This window comes from Pseudomonas sp. P1.8 (assembly GCF_001269805.1).
Taxonomy (GTDB): domain Bacteria; phylum Pseudomonadota; class Gammaproteobacteria; order Pseudomonadales; family Pseudomonadaceae; genus Aquipseudomonas.
In genome coordinates this window covers 153,638-168,170 of record NZ_LHVM01000024.1, presented here as the reverse complement: position 1 = coordinate 168,170, position 14,533 = coordinate 153,638, and the positions used below count along the sequence as shown (strand labels likewise).

Below are 14,533 nucleotides of genomic sequence, written 5' to 3'. Positions count from 1 at the left end.
CTTCACTCCCGATGGTCGTGGGTCTGGGTGATACGGCCCTGTTCCACGTGGAACAGGGCGACTGGCGTTTCCGTCTGCCAGCCTTCCCTCAATAATTCGTGATCTACACAGGTGATAAATACCTGGCAGCGTAAGTCTTCCAGCAAGCGGCAAAGGGCGCGACGGTGGTGCTCGTCCAATTCGGACGGCAAGTCATCCACCAGATAAATACACTGCCCGCGACGGGCTTGGCTAACCAAGTGCCCTTGAGCAATCCGCAATGCACAGACCACCAACTTCTGCTGGCCTCGGGACAAGATGTCCGCGGCATTGTGTGCGCCTAATCTAAGGCGCAAATCAGCACGTTGTGGGCCGGCTTGGGTATGACCCATTTGCTGATCCCGTTGCAGGGAACCGGCGAGCACAGCGCTCAGCTCTCGGTCCTTGTCCCAACCCCGGTAATAGCTGAGCGTTAGGCCCTCAAGCTCAACCAACTCGCTCAGGGTTTGTTCAAAGACTGGTTTCAAGGCTTTGATATAAGCGCGACGGTATTCATCGATTTCAGCGCTGGCCTGACACAGTTCCCTATCCCAAACCGCTTGCGAAACGGCGTCAAGTGTACCATGCCGCAGCCAAGAGTTTCTCTGGCGCAGGGCCTTCTGCAAGCGCTGCCATGTGGACATGAAGCGGGGTTCCACGTGGAACACACCCCAATCGAGAAACTGGCGGCGAATCTTCGGCGCACCTTCGAGCAAGCGGAAGCTGTCAGGGTTGATCAGTTGTAGAGGCAGGATCTCGGCCAGTTGTGCGGCGCTCCGAGCATTCTGCCCGTCGATGCGGATTTGAAACTCGCCCTGACGGTCCCGCGAGATCCCCAAGGCACTCTGTCCACCCTCGGCGAGTTCGACCTGCCCAAATACCGTGCACGCCAACTGTTCGTACTGAATGACCGGCAATAAACGAGTGCTACGAAACGAACGGGCAAGCCCCAGCAGGTGTATGGCTTCCAGGACACTGGTTTTGCCGCTGCCGTTGGCGCCGTAAAGAATATTGATTCGGGGGGAGGGGGAGATGGTCACCGGGTGCAGATTGCGCACCGCGGTGACCGAGACGCGACTTAATGACATCTAGCTTTCGCTGAACATGGTTACAGACGCATCGGCATGACGACGTAGGCCGAATCGTCATTGTCGGACTCTTGCACCAGCGCACTGCTGTTGGAGTCGGACAGGATCAGACGAACCTGCTCAGTGGTCATCACGCCCAATACGTCGAGCAGATAGCTCACGTTGAAACCGATCTCAAGGGAACCGCCGTTGTATTCAACGCCCACTTCTTCTTCGGCCTCTTCCTGTTCCGGGTTGTTCGCCTGGATTTTCAACTGACCCGCCGCCAGTTGCAGACGGATACCGCGGTACTTCTCGTTGGACAGAATCGCGGTCCGGCTGAAGGCTTCACGCAGTGCTTGTCTATCGCCGAGAACCAGCTTGTCACCGCCCTTCGGCAGAACGCGCTCATAGTCTGGGAATTTACCGTCAACCAGTTTCGAGGTGAAGGTGAATTCGCCAGTGGTGGCGCGGATATGATGCTGGCCCAGCACGATGCTGACGTTGCCATCCGGCTCGGTGAGCAGACGCGCCAGTTCGAGGATACCCTTGCGCGGCACGATGACCTGGTGACGATCCGGCTGACCGATATCCGCCTGCATCGAGCACATGGCCAGACGGTGACCGTCGGTGGCCACCGCGCGGATCACGCCAGCGGAAACTTCCAGCAGCATGCCATTGAGGTAGTAACGCACATCCTGCTGGGCCATGGCGAAGCTGGTGCGTTCGATCAGACGGCGCAGTTTGCTTTGCTCAAGACTGCACGTCAGCGAACCAGGGCCTTCTTCTACCGTTGGGAAATCATTTGCCGGCAGGGTCGACAGGGTGAAACGGCTACGGCCGGCTTTCACCACAAGCTTTTGCTCATCGACCTTGATGTCGATCAGCGCATCGTTAGGCAGGCTCTTGCAGATGTCCATCAGCTTGCGCGCAGGCACGGTGATGGAGCCAGGATCTGCGGGTTCTTCGAGTTGAACACGACCGACCAGCTCGACTTCCAGGTCGGTACCGGTCAGCGACAATTGCTGGCCTTCGACAACCAGCAGCACGTTTGAGAGCACCGGCAAGGTCTGTCGGCGTTCGACGACGCCTGCGACCAGTTGCAGGGGTTTCAACAGGGCTTCGCGTTGAATGGTGAAATGCATGGTCTAGTCCCTTGCCTTAATAAGCTGCGCTGGTCATCAAGTGGTCAGCGTGCGCAGCAGGTTCTTGTAGTCCTCGCGGATGTCCGCGTCGGATTCCTTAAGTTCGTTGATCTTGCGGCAGGCGTGCAAAACCGTCGTGTGGTCTCGTCCGCCAAACACATCGCCAATTTCCGGCAGGCTGTGGTTGGTGAGTTCCTTGGACAACGCCATGGCGACCTGACGCGGACGGGCGACCGAACGCGAACGGCGCTTGGACAGCAAGTCGGAGATCTTGATCTTGTAGTACTCGGCGACGGTGCGCTGAATGTTATCCACAGAGACCAGTTTATCTTGTAGGGCCAAGAGGTCCTTCAGAGATTCGCGGATCAACTCGATGGTGATGTCGCGACCCATGAAGTGCGAGTGGGCGATCACCCGTTTCAGCGCGCCTTCCAGTTCACGTACGTTGGAACGAATGCGCTGGGCAATGAAGAACGCGGCGTCGTGAGGCAGTTCGACTTTGGCCTGGTCGGCCTTCTTCATCAGAATTGCTACGCGGGTTTCCAGCTCCGGCGGCTCGACAGCGACCGTCAGCCCCCAGCCGAAGCGGGATTTCAGGCGCTCTTCAAGGCCTTCGATTTCTTTCGGGTAGCGGTCACTGGTGAGAATGACCTGCTGACCACCTTCAAGCAGGGCGTTGAAGGTGTGGAAAAACTCTTCCTGGGAACGCTCCTTACGAGCGAAAAACTGAATGTCATCGATGAGCAAGGCATCCACCGAACGGTAGAAGCGCTTGAACTCGTTGATTGCGTTCAGTTGCAGGGCCTTGACCATGTCCGCGACGAAACGCTCGGAGTGCAGGTAAACAACCTTCGCGTTCGGGTTCTTCTTTAACAGGTGGTTACCCACAGCATGCATCAAGTGGGTTTTACCCAAGCCGACGCCGCCATAAAGGAAGAGCGGGTTGTAGCCATGCTTAGGGTTGTCTGCCACCTGCCAGGCTGCTGCCCGGGCCAGTTGGTTGGACTTGCCTTCAACGAAGTTTTCAAAGGTAAAGGTGCGGTTCAGATAGCTGGTGTGCTTGAGCGCTCCTTCCACCTGCACAGTTCGCTGTTCCGAACGGACCGGGGCCTGTTGCGAGCTGGCACCAGCCATCGGGTCAAAGCTGTCACGGGAAGGTTCTTCCTCGGTGACCTCAACGACTTTCTGAGCGGGCGCACGCTTCGTCGCAGCAGTAGGTGCAGGTGTCGGCGAATTGGCGGATACCTGGGCAGCCTGCGCCTGTGAAGCAGCAGCAGCCAGTGGAGCATTGGGCGCTGCGCGAGGTGCAGAACTGCGTTTACTGCCTATTAATAAGGAAAGCACTGGCGCCATGCCGTTGCCGTGCTCATCAAGCAGTTCAAGGACACGACCCAGGTACTTTTCGTTGACCCAGTCCAGCACGAAGCGATTCGGTGCGTAGACACGCAACTCGTCGCCTTCGGCTTCGACCTGTAGTGGACGGATCCAAGTGTTGAATTGTTGGGCAGGCAGCTCTTCGCGCAAAAGCTCCACGCACTGCTGCCAAAGTTCCACTGACACGGATATCCCCTAAGTTGAAAGCCGGTGAGGCAAAAACAAGCGGCCATTGTAGCGACCAGACGCCGACTTATCCACATGAAGGTGGCTCCTCATAAAGGAAGAGTCAGTGCTCCCTGCTCAAAAAAGACGACCAATGGTCTGTGCATAAGCCCTGTGGATAACCAGGCTTAAGATCTTTGCACAAGTGGGGGCGAAACTCGGTGGATAACCAGCCTGTGGATAACAGCCCGTTTCACACACAGGTTATCCGACAGCGCAGCACAGGCTGAACACTGTTTTCCACTGTAGTTGTCATTCTCTGTACATCATGGATAACAAGGCTTTGAATGAGTTATCCACAGCAGATGGGGTGCCTAGCTTTTATAAGCTTTACAGAAAAGCTTTAAATACTTTCCTTTCTTATTTTTATATCTACGTCACGGGCAAACGCTGAAAAACCGCTGGAGATCTATTTATAGGGAAACGTTGGTTGGAAATTGACCTAGAGGCTTGCTTTCTCTAGAATCCCCGGTCTCTTAAAACGGGGGCCATTCCGGCCCGTTGTGGACGAACCAGGTAACACGACAATGAAACGTACTTTCCAACCAAGCACTATCAAACGCGCTCGTACCCACGGTTTCCGTGCTCGCATGGCTACCAAGAACGGTCGTGCCGTTCTGTCGCGTCGTCGCGCCAAAGGTCGTGCGCGTCTGGCAGTTTGATAAGCCGGCACTGGAGGTGAGTCAGGACTTCAGTCGGGAAAAGCGCCTGCTTACCCCCCGGCATTTCAAGGCAGTCTTTGACTCCCCTACCGGCAAGGTTCCGGGGAAAAATCTCCTGCTCCTTGCGCGCAACAACGATCTTGATCACCCCCGTCTCGGGCTGGTTATCGGGAAAAAGAGCGTAAAGCTCTCCGTCGAGCGCAATCGCCTCAAACGTCTGATGCGCGAATCGTTTCGCCTGAACCAGGACTCACTGGTTGGATGGGACATAGTTATCGTCGCGCGCAAAGGTTTGGGTGACGTAGAAAACCCCGAATTGATTCAGCATTTCGGCAAACTCTGGAAGCGTCTGGCTCGCACCACGCCGGTACCAGCAGTCAAAACCGAAACTGTAGGGGTAGACAGTCCAGATGCGTAAACTGGCACTCGTTCCGATCCAGTTTTATCGCTATGCCATTAGTCCCCTGATGGCCAGTCACTGTCGCTTCTACCCCAGTTGTTCCTGCTACGCGTTGGAAGCCATTGAAAATCATGGCCTTCTGCGCGGTGGCTGGCTGACCTTTCGTCGTTTAGGTCGCTGTCATCCGTGGAATCCCGGTGGTTATGACCCGGTTCCACCTATCCCTACCTCCCGTTCTTCTTCGATGGCCGAGTAATCATGGATATCAAACGCACGATCCTGATCGTCGCCCTGGCAATCGTGTCCTACGTTATGGTTCTTAAATGGAACCAGGACTATGGCCAGGCTGCCCTGCCGACTCAGAATGTTGCTTCCAGTACGACTACATCCGGTTTGCCGGACACCGCCACTGGCAATAACGCTTCCGCCAGTGACGACATTCCGCGTGCCGCAAGTGATACCAGCGCACCTGCCGAAACGCCGGTGGCCGCCAGCAAGGACCTCATCCAGATCAAAACGGATGTACTGGAACTCGCTATCGACCCACAGGGTGGTGATGTTGCCCAGCTGATGCTGCCGCTTTACCCGCGTCGCCAGGATCATCCGGAAATTCCGTTCCAGCTGTTCGATAATGGCAGCGAACGTACTTATCTGGCACAAAGCGGTCTGATCGGCACCAATGGTCCGGATGCAAACCCGGCCGGTCGTCCGGTTTATTCCTCGGAGAAGAAGGTTTATCAACTGGCTGACGGTCAAGACCAATTGGTCGTGGACCTGAAGTTCAGCAAGGACGGCGTCAACTACATCAAACGTTTCACCCTGAAACGTGGCCTGTATGACGTAACCGTCTCCTATCTGGTCGACAACCAGAGCGCTCAGCCCTGGTCCGGTGCAATGTTCGCGCAACTCAAGCGTGATGCCAGCGCCGATCCATCTTCGACCACCGCCACTGGCACCGCCACTTACCTGGGCGCTGCCCTATGGACAAGTTCGGAGCCGTACAAGAAAGTGTCCATGAAGGACATGGACAAGGCCCCGTTGAAAGAAACCGTTACTGGCGGGTGGGTTGCCTGGTTGCAACACTACTTCGTCACCGCGTGGATTCCGGCCAAAGGCGATAACAACGTCGTCCAGACCCGTAAAGACAGCAAAGGCAACTACATCATCGGTTACACCGGTCCTTCTTTGACCGTTGCACCGGGTGCCAAGGCTGAAACCAGCGCTGTTCTTTATGCCGGTCCAAAAAGCCAGGCTGTGCTAAAAGAGTTGTCCCCAGGCCTTGAGCTGACTGTCGACTACGGCATTCTCTGGTTCATCGCTCAACCGATCTTCTGGTTGCTGCAACATATCCACGCCATTGTGGGTAACTGGGGCTGGTCGATCATCTTCCTGACCATGCTGATCAAAGGGATTTTCTTCCCGCTGTCGGCTGCCAGCTACAAATCCATGGCGCGCATGCGTGCAGTAGCACCGAAACTGGCCGCGCTGAAAGAGCAACATGGCGATGACCGGCAGAAAATGTCGCAGGCCATGATGGAGCTGTACAAAAAAGAGAAGATCAATCCGCTGGGTGGCTGCTTGCCAATCCTCGTGCAGATGCCGGTTTTCCTCTCGCTGTACTGGGTTCTGCTGGAAAGCGTTGAAATGCGCCAAGCGCCGTTCATGCTGTGGATTACTGACCTGTCGATCAAGGATCCGTTCTTCATTCTGCCGATCATCATGGGTGCAACCATGTTCATCCAGCAGCAGCTGAACCCGACTCCACCGGATCCGATGCAGGCCAAGGTGATGAAGCTGATGCCAATCATCTTCACCTTCTTCTTCCTGTGGTTCCCGGCTGGTCTGGTGCTGTACTGGGTAGTGAACAACTGCCTGTCGATTGCCCAACAGTGGTACATCACACGTAAAATCGAAGCAGCCGCTAAAGCAGCTGCCTGATTTACACTGTGGATAACCACTCAAAACGCCCCCTAGTGGGGCGTTTTGCTATCTGTCACTTTTGTCTGGATACCGGTTTATGAGCGTTCCTCGTGAAACCATCGCCGCTGTCGCGACTGCCCAAGGTCGTGGTGGTGTCGGCATCGTCCGAATTTCCGGGCCGTTGGCCAGCGTAGCGGCCAAGGCCTTCAGTGGTCGCGAACTCAAGCCGCGATACGCCCATTACGGCCCTTTTCTCAGTGAAAACGACGAGGTGCTTGACCAGGGCATCGCGCTGTATTTTCCGGGACCGAACTCGTTCACTGGCGAAGATGTGCTGGAACTTCAGGGCCATGGCGGCCCGATTGTTCTCGATATGTTGCTCAAGCGTTGCCTGGAATTGGGTTGCCGTCTGGCCCGGCCCGGTGAATTCAGTGAGCGAGCCTTCCTGAATGACAAGCTCGACCTTGCCCAGGCCGAAGCCATCGCCGACTTGATCGAAGCCAGTTCTGCACAGGCTGCGCGCAATGCGCTGCGCTCACTGCAGGGAGCGTTCTCGACACGTGTGCATAACCTCACCGAACAACTGATCGGTCTGCGCATCTACGTCGAGGCTGCGATCGACTTCCCCGAAGAAGAAATCGACTTCCTTGCCGATGGCCATGTCCTGAGCATGCTCGATAAAGTACGCGACGAGTTATCCACCGTGATGCGTGAAGCCGGACAGGGCGCCTTGCTGCGTGACGGTATGACGGTAGTGATTGCCGGTCGTCCGAATGCCGGTAAATCCAGTCTGCTCAATGCCCTGGCCGGTCGCGAAGCGGCGATCGTGACAGAAATTGCGGGCACTACCCGGGATGTACTTCGAGAACATATCCACATCGATGGCATGCCGTTGCACGTCGTCGATACCGCCGGTCTGCGCGATACCGATGATCATGTAGAAAAAATCGGCGTAGAACGGGCATTGAAAGCGATCAGTGAGGCGGACCGAGTGCTGCTGGTCGTCGATGCCACCGCTCCAGAGGCACTTGATCCTTTTGCATTGTGGCCGGAGTTTCTAGAAGTCCGTCCAGATCCCGCGAAAGTCACCCTGATCCGCAACAAGGCAGACCTTACGGGCGAAGCCATCGCCCTGGAAGTCAGCGAGGACGGGCACGTGACGATCAGCCTCAGCGCAAAGGCGGGCGGTGATGGCCTTGATCTATTGCGTGATCACCTCAAGGCCTGCATGGGTTACGAACAGACGTCGGAAAGCAGCTTCAGCGCACGCAGGCGTCACCTGGACGCATTGCGTCATGCCAGTGCCGCCCTCGAGCATGGTCGCGCTCAGCTGACTCTGGCCGGTGCCGGCGAGTTGCTGGCAGAGGATTTGCGACAGGCTCAGCATGCCCTGGGGGAAATTACCGGCGCATTCAGCTCCGATGATCTGTTGGGAAGGATTTTTTCCAGCTTCTGCATCGGTAAATAACGCCCTTCGTTGTCCACAGACAGGCCATTCGAGCCTGTCTGCTTTCTCCTTTTCTTGATCAAACACCGAGTGCCGAGCGGATTCTTTTTGCTTGAGCGGCATTTATGTGCCCGGATTTTGATCATTCCGGCGCTTTTCTGTGGATTAAGCCCTGTGAATAACTGCAGTTAAGGTCGGTTGATAACAGGGCTCGAAAACTGAACATAACCCGCTCTGTGGATAACCAACCCTTTCATCCACAGGCTTACACCGGTTATCCAAGGGCCTCATTGGCACATGAACACAGGGTTTTGAACCTCTGTACACATTGAAAATAAAGGCCTGTATCAATCTATCCACAGAAAGTAGGCCGCATAGAAATAAACATAAAAACAAAGATTTAATAAATTTCTTTCTTTTTAATTTCTATAACCGCGACTTTTCCACAGCTGGTTAAATTTTGTGCAAAGGGTTCTTTAGGAAGTGCGAAGTCCCTATACTTGTCGACCAGGTCCAAAAACCTGAGCTCAAACTATTCCTGAATTACCTACTTAAGCAGGCACGAGGTGCGTGGTGGATTTCCCTTCCCGTTTTGAAGTGATCGTCATCGGCGGCGGTCATGCCGGTACCGAGGCAGCACTGGCCTCAGCACGTATGGGGGTCAAAACCCTGTTGCTGACGCATAACGTGGAAACCCTCGGTGCCATGAGTTGCAATCCGGCCATCGGGGGGATCGGCAAAAGCCACCTGGTCAAGGAAATCGACGCCCTCGGCGGCGCGATGGCCATGGCTACCGATAAAGGCGGTATCCAGTTTCGCGTGTTGAACAGCCGCAAAGGTCCGGCTGTGCGAGCAACCCGCGCACAGGCAGACCGTATTCTGTACAAGGCCGCTGTCCGCGAGATCCTGGAAAATCAGCCGAACCTGTGGATATTTCAACAGGCCGCAGACGACCTGATCGTCGAGCAGGAGCAAGTCCGGGGCGTTGTCACGCAAATGGGTCTGCGTTTCTTCGCTGATTCCGTGGTGTTGACCACCGGCACGTTCCTCGGTGGACTTATCCACATCGGTTTGCAGAATTTTTCCGGCGGTCGCGCCGGTGATCCGCCATCGATCGCGCTGGCTCACCGTCTGCGTGAACTGCCATTGCGTGTGGGCCGTTTGAAAACCGGTACTCCGCCGCGTATCGACGGGCGGTCTGTGGATTTCTCGGTGATGTCCGAACAACCGGGTGATACGCCGATCCCGGTGATGTCGTTCATGGGGTCCAAAGAGCAGCATCCGAAGCAAGTCAGCTGCTGGATTACACACACCAACGCTCGCACTCACGAAATCATTGCCGCGAACCTCGATCGTTCGCCGATGTATTCCGCTGCCGGTGAGATCGAAGGGATCGGTCCGCGTTATTGCCCCTCGATCGAAGACAAGATCCATCGCTTCGCTGACAAGGAAAGCCATCAGGTGTTTATCGAACCGGAAGGTTTGACCACCCATGAGCTGTACCCGAACGGAATATCCACAAGCTTGCCGTTTGACGTGCAATTGCAGATCGTGCAATCGATCCGCGGGATGGAAAACGCACACATCGTGCGTCCGGGCTACGCCATCGAGTACGACTACTTCGATCCGCGAGACCTGAAGTACAGCCTGGAAACCAAAGTCATCGGCGGTTTGTTCTTCGCCGGGCAAATCAACGGTACGACCGGTTACGAAGAAGCCGGTGCCCAGGGTTTGCTTGCCGGGACCAACGCTGCACTGCGTGCCCAAGGCAAAGACGCCTGGTGCCCGCGTCGCGATGAAGCGTACATCGGCGTATTGGTCGACGACCTGATCACCCTTGGTACTCAAGAGCCGTACCGGATGTTCACCTCCCGGGCCGAGTACCGTCTGATCCTGCGGGAAGACAACGCCGACCTGCGCTTGACTGAAAAAGGTCGCGAACTGGGTCTGGTGGATGACGTGCGCTGGGCCGCGTTCTGCAAAAAACGCGAGAGCATCGAGTTGGAAGAGCAGCGCCTGAAAAGCACCTGGGTCCGCCCGGGCACCGAACAGGGCGATGCCATTGCCGAAAAATTCGGCACGCCTCTGACCCACGAATACAACCTGCTCAATCTCTTGAGTCGCCCGGAAATCGACTACGCTGGTTTGATCGCCGTGACCGGTGGGGGCGCAGAAGATCCACAGGTTGCCGAGCAGGTCGAAATCAAGACCAAGTACGCCGGCTACATCGATCGTCAACAGGATGAAATCGCCCGCCTGCGCGCCAGCGAGGACACCAGACTGCCTGTGGATATCGATTACACGAATATTTCCGGTCTCTCCAAAGAGATCCAGAGCAAACTCGGTGCGACACGTCCGGAGACTTTGGGCCAGGCCTCGCGTATCCCGGGCGTAACGCCGGCAGCCATTTCGCTGTTGATGATTCATTTGAAAAAACGCGGCGCGGGCCGTCAGTTGGAGCAAAGCGCTTGAGTTCGTTGGTCACTTCGCAACACGCAGAAGAGTTATCCACAGGTGCTCGCCAGCTTGGTGTCACGCTGACAGAAACCCAGCATGCGCAATTGCTGGCTTATCTGGCCCTGTTGATCAAATGGAACAAGGCCTACAACCTCACCGCCGTGCGTGATCCGGACGAAATGGTGTCCCGTCATTTGCTCGATAGTCTGAGTGTGATGTCGTTCATCGAAAACGGCCGCTGGCTCGACGTTGGCAGTGGCGGTGGCATGCCAGGCATTCCGCTGGCGATCCTGTTTCCCGAGTCCCAGGTGACCTGCCTGGACAGCAACGGCAAGAAAACCCGCTTCCTGACCCAGGTCAAACTCGAACTGAAACTCGATAACCTGCAAGTTATCCACAGTCGCGTCGAAGCCTTCCAGCCTGAATTGCCATTCAACGGGATTATTTCCCGGGCCTTCAGCAGCATGGAAAACTTCAGCAACTGGACTCGCCACCTTGGCGACACCGAAACACGTTGGCTGGCAATGAAGGGCGTTCATCCCGCCGATGAGCTGGTAGCATTGCCGGCAGACTTCCACCTCGATAGCGAACACGCCCTGGCCGTACCCGGTTGCCAAGGCCAACGCCATTTGCTGATACTGCGCCGCACGGCATGATTGGGAACACAAGCAAGAATGGCTAAGGTATTCGCGATAGCGAACCAGAAGGGTGGTGTGGGCAAGACCACCACCTGTATCAACCTCGCAGCATCCCTGGTCGCGACCAAGCGCCGGGTGCTGTTGATCGATCTCGATCCACAAGGCAACGCCACCATGGGTAGCGGTGTGGATAAACATGGTCTCGAAAACTCGGTCTACGACCTTCTGATCGGCGAATGTGATCTGGCTCAGGCCATGCACTACTCCGAGCACGGTGGTTACCAGCTGTTGCCGGCCAACCGAGACCTGACAGCGGCCGAAGTGGTTCTGCTGGAAATGCAGATGAAGGAAAGTCGCCTGCGCAGTGCGCTGGCGCCGATCCGGGAAAACTACGATTACATTTTGATCGACTGCCCTCCGTCGCTGTCGATGCTGACGCTGAACGCGTTGGTCGCCGCCGACGGGGTCATCATCCCCATGCAGTGCGAGTACTTCGCGCTCGAAGGCTTGAGCGACCTTGTGGATAACATCAAGCGTATTGCCGAGCTGCTGAACCCGAACCTCAAGGTCGAAGGTTTGCTGCGCACGATGTACGACCCGCGCCTGAGCCTGATGAACGACGTGTCCGCGCAGCTCAAGGAACACTTCGGCGAGCAGCTCTACGACACCGTTATCCCACGCAACATTCGTCTGGCCGAAGCCCCGAGCTACGGTATGCCGGCGCTCGCGTATGACAAAGCATCGCGCGGCGCCATTGCCTATCTGGCTTTGGCAGGCGAGATGGTTCGCCGCCAACGCAAAAACTCACGCATCGCCGCCGCTCAGGCAACTTAAGGAATCCCCATGGCCGTCAAGAAACGAGGTCTCGGACGTGGACTGGATGCACTGCTGAGTGGTCCGACAGTCAGCTCGCTGGAAGAACAGGCGGCGCAAGCCGATCACCGTGAGCTGCAACACCTGCCACTGGACTTGCTCCAGCGCGGCAAGTATCAACCGCGTCGTGATATGGATCCCCAGGCACTTGAAGAGCTGGCTCAGTCGATCAAGGCGCAAGGCGTTATGCAACCGATCGTGGTTCGCCCGATCGGTGGCGGTCGTTTCGAGATCATCGCCGGTGAGCGCCGCTGGCGTGCCAGCCAGCAGGCCGGGCAGGAAACTATTCCGGCGATGGTGCGCGATGTGCCGGACGAAACTGCTATCGCCATCGCGCTGATTGAAAACATCCAGCGTGAAGATCTCAATCCGATCGAGGAAGCGGTGGCGTTGCAGCGTCTGCAACAGGAATTCCAGCTGACACAGCAGCAGGTGGCCGAAGCAGTGGGCAAGTCCCGGGTCACTGTGGCGAATCTGTTGCGCCTGATTTCGTTACCGGAAGTCATCAAGACCATGTTGTCCCATGGTGACCTGGAAATGGGGCATGCCCGTGCTTTGCTCGGGTTACCTGAAAATCAACAGGTTGAAGGGGCGCGACATGTTGTCGCACGCGGGCTCACCGTGCGCCAGACTGAGGCACTCGTTCGCCAGTGGTTGAGTGGCAAACCGGAGCCTGTTGAACCCACAAAACCGGACCCCGATATCGCCCGTCTCGAACAGCGTCTGGCCGAGCGCCTAGGCTCTGCGGTGCAGATTCGCCACGGAAAGAAGGGTAAAGGTCAGCTGGTGATTGGTTACAACTCTTTGGACGAGCTCCAGGGTGTACTCGCACATATTCGCTGAAACATTTACTCATGTAGCGCGCAGTCGGAAATCACTACCTGACAGTTGAATAGGGGCTGAACCGCCCCTATACTCTGCGCGCATTTTGTCGGCACAAATTATGCCAAGTTATTGCATTTCGGCAGCCGACCATTGGAGAGTAAAAGTGATGGAAACCCGCACGCCAAACCGCTTGCCCTTCCATCGTCTGGCAGTTTTTCCGGTGTTAATGGCTCAATTTGTCGTGTTGCTGATCGCTGCTTTGGCGCTCTGGTACCGATATGGAGTCGTTGCCGGGTACTCGGGACTCTGCGGAGGCCTGATAGCCTTGCTGCCCAATGTTTATTTCGCTCACAGGGCATTTCGGTTTTCCGGCGCCCGAGCAGCCCAGTCCATCGTCCGGTCATTTTATGCCGGCGAGGCAGGCAAACTGATTTTGACGGCAGTGCTGTTTGCACTGGTGTTTGCAGGTGTGAAGCCACTGGCGCCGATTGCAGTATTCGGTGCCTTCGTGCTGACTCAGTCGGTCAGCTGGTTCGCTCCCCTGCTGATGAGAACAAGACTTTCGAGACCTTAGGGCGTTTGAGGCAACCATGGCAGAAACAACCGCTTCGGGCTATATCCAGCACCACTTGCAGAACCTGACCTTCGGTCAGCACCCTACCGGCGGCTGGGGCTTTGCCCACACCGCAGCAGAAGCCAAGGAAATGGGCTTCTGGGCTTTCCACGTCGATACCCTCGGCTGGTCGGTCGCATTGGGTCTGATCTTCGTTCTTCTTTTCCGCATGGCGGCGAAGAAAGCGACCTCCGGTCAGCCAGGTGCTTTGCAGAACTTCGTTGAAGTATTGGTCGAATTCGTCGATGGCAGCGTGAAAGACAGCTTCCATGGCCGTAGCCCGGTGATTGCACCGCTGGCACTGACCATCTTCGTCTGGGTGTTCCTGATGAACGCCGTCGACCTGGTACCGGTCGACTGGATTCCTCAGCTGGCCATCCTGATCTCCGGCGATGCACACATCCCGTTCCGCGCCGTGTCGACTACCGACCCGAACGCGACTCTGGGCATGGCCATCTCGGTCTTCGCGCTGATCATTTTCTATAGCATCAAGGTCAAGGGCATCGGCGGCTTCATCGGCGAACTGACCCTGCACCCGTTCGGCAGCAAGAACATCTTCGTTCAGGCCCTGCTGATCCCGGTGAACTTCCTGCTGGAATTCGTGACCCTGATCGCCAAGCCGATCTCCCTGGCTCTGCGTCTGTTCGGCAACATGTACGCCGGCGAGCTGGTCTTCATTCTGATTGCTGTGATGTTCGGCAGCGGTCTGCTCTGGCTTAGTGGCCTGGGCGTTGTTCTGCAGTGGGCGTGGGCTGTATTCCACATCCTGATCATCACCCTGCAGGCGTTCATCTTCATGATGTTGACCATCGTTTACCTGTCGATGGCACACGAAGAAAACCATTAAGACCAGTCTCGACTAGTCTGAT

14 protein-coding genes are annotated in these 14,533 nt (G+C 56.3%); 11 read left to right on the top strand and 3 right to left on the bottom strand.

Annotated features, from left to right (window positions below; translation table 11 throughout):
- Positions 1-2: 2 nt before the first annotated feature.
- The 3 genes from recF to dnaA are packed head-to-tail and all read right to left on the bottom strand — an operon-like array spanning position 3 to position 3,790.
- The gene (gene recF / locus AD668_RS27105; protein ID WP_053164069.1) at positions 3-1,106 is read right to left on the bottom strand and encodes a DNA replication/repair protein RecF; all 1,104 of its coding nucleotides are present in this window, start codon (positions 1,104-1,106) and stop codon (positions 3-5) included.
- Between the two features lie 20 nt (positions 1,107-1,126).
- Entirely contained in the window at positions 1,127-2,230 is a 1,104-nt protein-coding gene (dnaN, locus tag AD668_RS27100; RefSeq protein ID WP_053164067.1) for a DNA polymerase III subunit beta, read from the bottom strand.
- A 36-nt stretch (positions 2,231-2,266) separates the two neighbouring features.
- Positions 2,267-3,790: a chromosomal replication initiator protein DnaA gene (gene dnaA / locus AD668_RS27095; RefSeq protein ID WP_053164066.1), complete on the bottom strand. Its 1,524-nt coding sequence runs from the start codon at positions 3,788-3,790 to the stop codon at positions 2,267-2,269.
- Positions 3,791-4,356: 566 nt separating this feature from the next.
- Between dnaA and rpmH the strand changes: the two genes are divergently transcribed.
- The 11 genes from rpmH (at position 4,357) to atpB (ending at position 14,511) form a co-directional block, all read left to right on the top strand.
- Positions 4,357-4,491, top strand: coding sequence for a 50S ribosomal protein L34 (rpmH, locus tag AD668_RS29280; protein ID WP_003213577.1), 135 nt, complete (start codon positions 4,357-4,359; stop codon positions 4,489-4,491).
- Between the two features lie 16 nt (positions 4,492-4,507).
- Positions 4,508-4,909 carry a ribonuclease P protein component gene (gene rnpA / locus AD668_RS27090; RefSeq protein WP_053164129.1) on the top strand — a complete coding sequence of 134 codons (402 nt, stop codon included), beginning with the start codon at positions 4,508-4,510 and terminating at the stop codon, positions 4,907-4,909.
- On the top strand, positions 4,902-5,147 hold the full coding sequence (gene yidD / locus AD668_RS29275; RefSeq protein WP_010207715.1) for a membrane protein insertion efficiency factor YidD: 246 nt from the start codon (positions 4,902-4,904) through the stop codon (positions 5,145-5,147). Before rnpA ends, yidD begins: the two co-directional genes overlap by 8 nt.
- Before the next feature lie 2 nt (positions 5,148-5,149).
- Positions 5,150-6,829 (top strand): membrane protein insertase YidC, encoded by a 1,680-nt coding sequence (gene yidC / locus AD668_RS27085; protein ID WP_053164063.1) that lies wholly within the window; start codon positions 5,150-5,152, stop codon positions 6,827-6,829.
- A 79-nt stretch (positions 6,830-6,908) separates the two neighbouring features.
- The gene (gene mnmE / locus AD668_RS27080; protein ID WP_053164061.1) at positions 6,909-8,279 is read left to right on the top strand and encodes a tRNA uridine-5-carboxymethylaminomethyl(34) synthesis GTPase MnmE; all 1,371 of its coding nucleotides are present in this window, start codon (positions 6,909-6,911) and stop codon (positions 8,277-8,279) included.
- A 552-nt stretch (positions 8,280-8,831) separates the two neighbouring features.
- Positions 8,832-10,730, top strand: a complete 1,899-nt coding sequence (mnmG, locus tag AD668_RS27075; protein ID WP_053164059.1) for a tRNA uridine-5-carboxymethylaminomethyl(34) synthesis enzyme MnmG — start codon at positions 8,832-8,834, stop codon at positions 10,728-10,730.
- The gene (gene rsmG / locus AD668_RS27070; protein WP_053164058.1) at positions 10,727-11,371 is read left to right on the top strand and encodes a 16S rRNA (guanine(527)-N(7))-methyltransferase RsmG; all 645 of its coding nucleotides are present in this window, start codon (positions 10,727-10,729) and stop codon (positions 11,369-11,371) included. Before mnmG ends, rsmG begins: the two co-directional genes overlap by 4 nt.
- Positions 11,372-11,389: 18 nt before the next feature.
- Entirely contained in the window at positions 11,390-12,187 is a 798-nt protein-coding gene (locus AD668_RS27065; protein WP_053164056.1) for a ParA family protein, read from the top strand.
- 9 nt (positions 12,188-12,196) lie between these two features.
- Positions 12,197-13,069, top strand: coding sequence for a ParB/RepB/Spo0J family partition protein (locus AD668_RS27060; RefSeq protein WP_053164053.1), 873 nt, complete (start codon positions 12,197-12,199; stop codon positions 13,067-13,069).
- 148 nt (positions 13,070-13,217) lie between these two features.
- Positions 13,218-13,625 (top strand): F0F1 ATP synthase subunit I, encoded by a 408-nt coding sequence (locus tag AD668_RS27055; protein WP_008045685.1) that lies wholly within the window; start codon positions 13,218-13,220, stop codon positions 13,623-13,625.
- 16 nt (positions 13,626-13,641) lie between these two features.
- Positions 13,642-14,511 carry a F0F1 ATP synthase subunit A gene (atpB, locus tag AD668_RS27050; protein WP_053164051.1) on the top strand — a complete coding sequence of 290 codons (870 nt, stop codon included), beginning with the start codon at positions 13,642-13,644 and terminating at the stop codon, positions 14,509-14,511.
- Positions 14,512-14,533 lie beyond the last annotated feature (22 nt).

What these genes read in the sequence shown, in the direction of transcription:
- AD668_RS27060 (WP_053164053.1), top strand. Translation starts at nt 12,197, where the DNA reads ATGGCCGTCAAGAAACGAGGTCTCGGACGTGGACTGGATGCACTGCTG.
- yidC (WP_053164063.1), top strand. Translation starts at nt 5,150, where the DNA reads ATGGATATCAAACGCACGATCCTGATCGTCGCCCTGGCAATCGTGTCC.
- mnmE (WP_053164061.1), top strand. Translation starts at nt 6,909, where the DNA reads ATGAGCGTTCCTCGTGAAACCATCGCCGCTGTCGCGACTGCCCAAGGT.
- atpB (WP_053164051.1), top strand. Translation starts at nt 13,642, where the DNA reads ATGGCAGAAACAACCGCTTCGGGCTATATCCAGCACCACTTGCAGAAC.
- AD668_RS27055 (WP_008045685.1), top strand. Translation starts at nt 13,218, where the DNA reads ATGGAAACCCGCACGCCAAACCGCTTGCCCTTCCATCGTCTGGCAGTT.
- AD668_RS27065 (WP_053164056.1), top strand. Translation starts at nt 11,390, where the DNA reads ATGGCTAAGGTATTCGCGATAGCGAACCAGAAGGGTGGTGTGGGCAAG.
- rpmH (WP_003213577.1), top strand. Translation starts at nt 4,357, where the DNA reads ATGAAACGTACTTTCCAACCAAGCACTATCAAACGCGCTCGTACCCAC.
- dnaN (WP_053164067.1), bottom strand. Translation starts at nt 2,230, where the DNA reads ATGCATTTCACCATTCAACGCGAAGCCCTGTTGAAACCCCTGCAACTG.
- yidD (WP_010207715.1), top strand. Translation starts at nt 4,902, where the DNA reads ATGCGTAAACTGGCACTCGTTCCGATCCAGTTTTATCGCTATGCCATT.
- recF (WP_053164069.1), bottom strand. Translation starts at nt 1,106, where the DNA reads ATGTCATTAAGTCGCGTCTCGGTCACCGCGGTGCGCAATCTGCACCCG.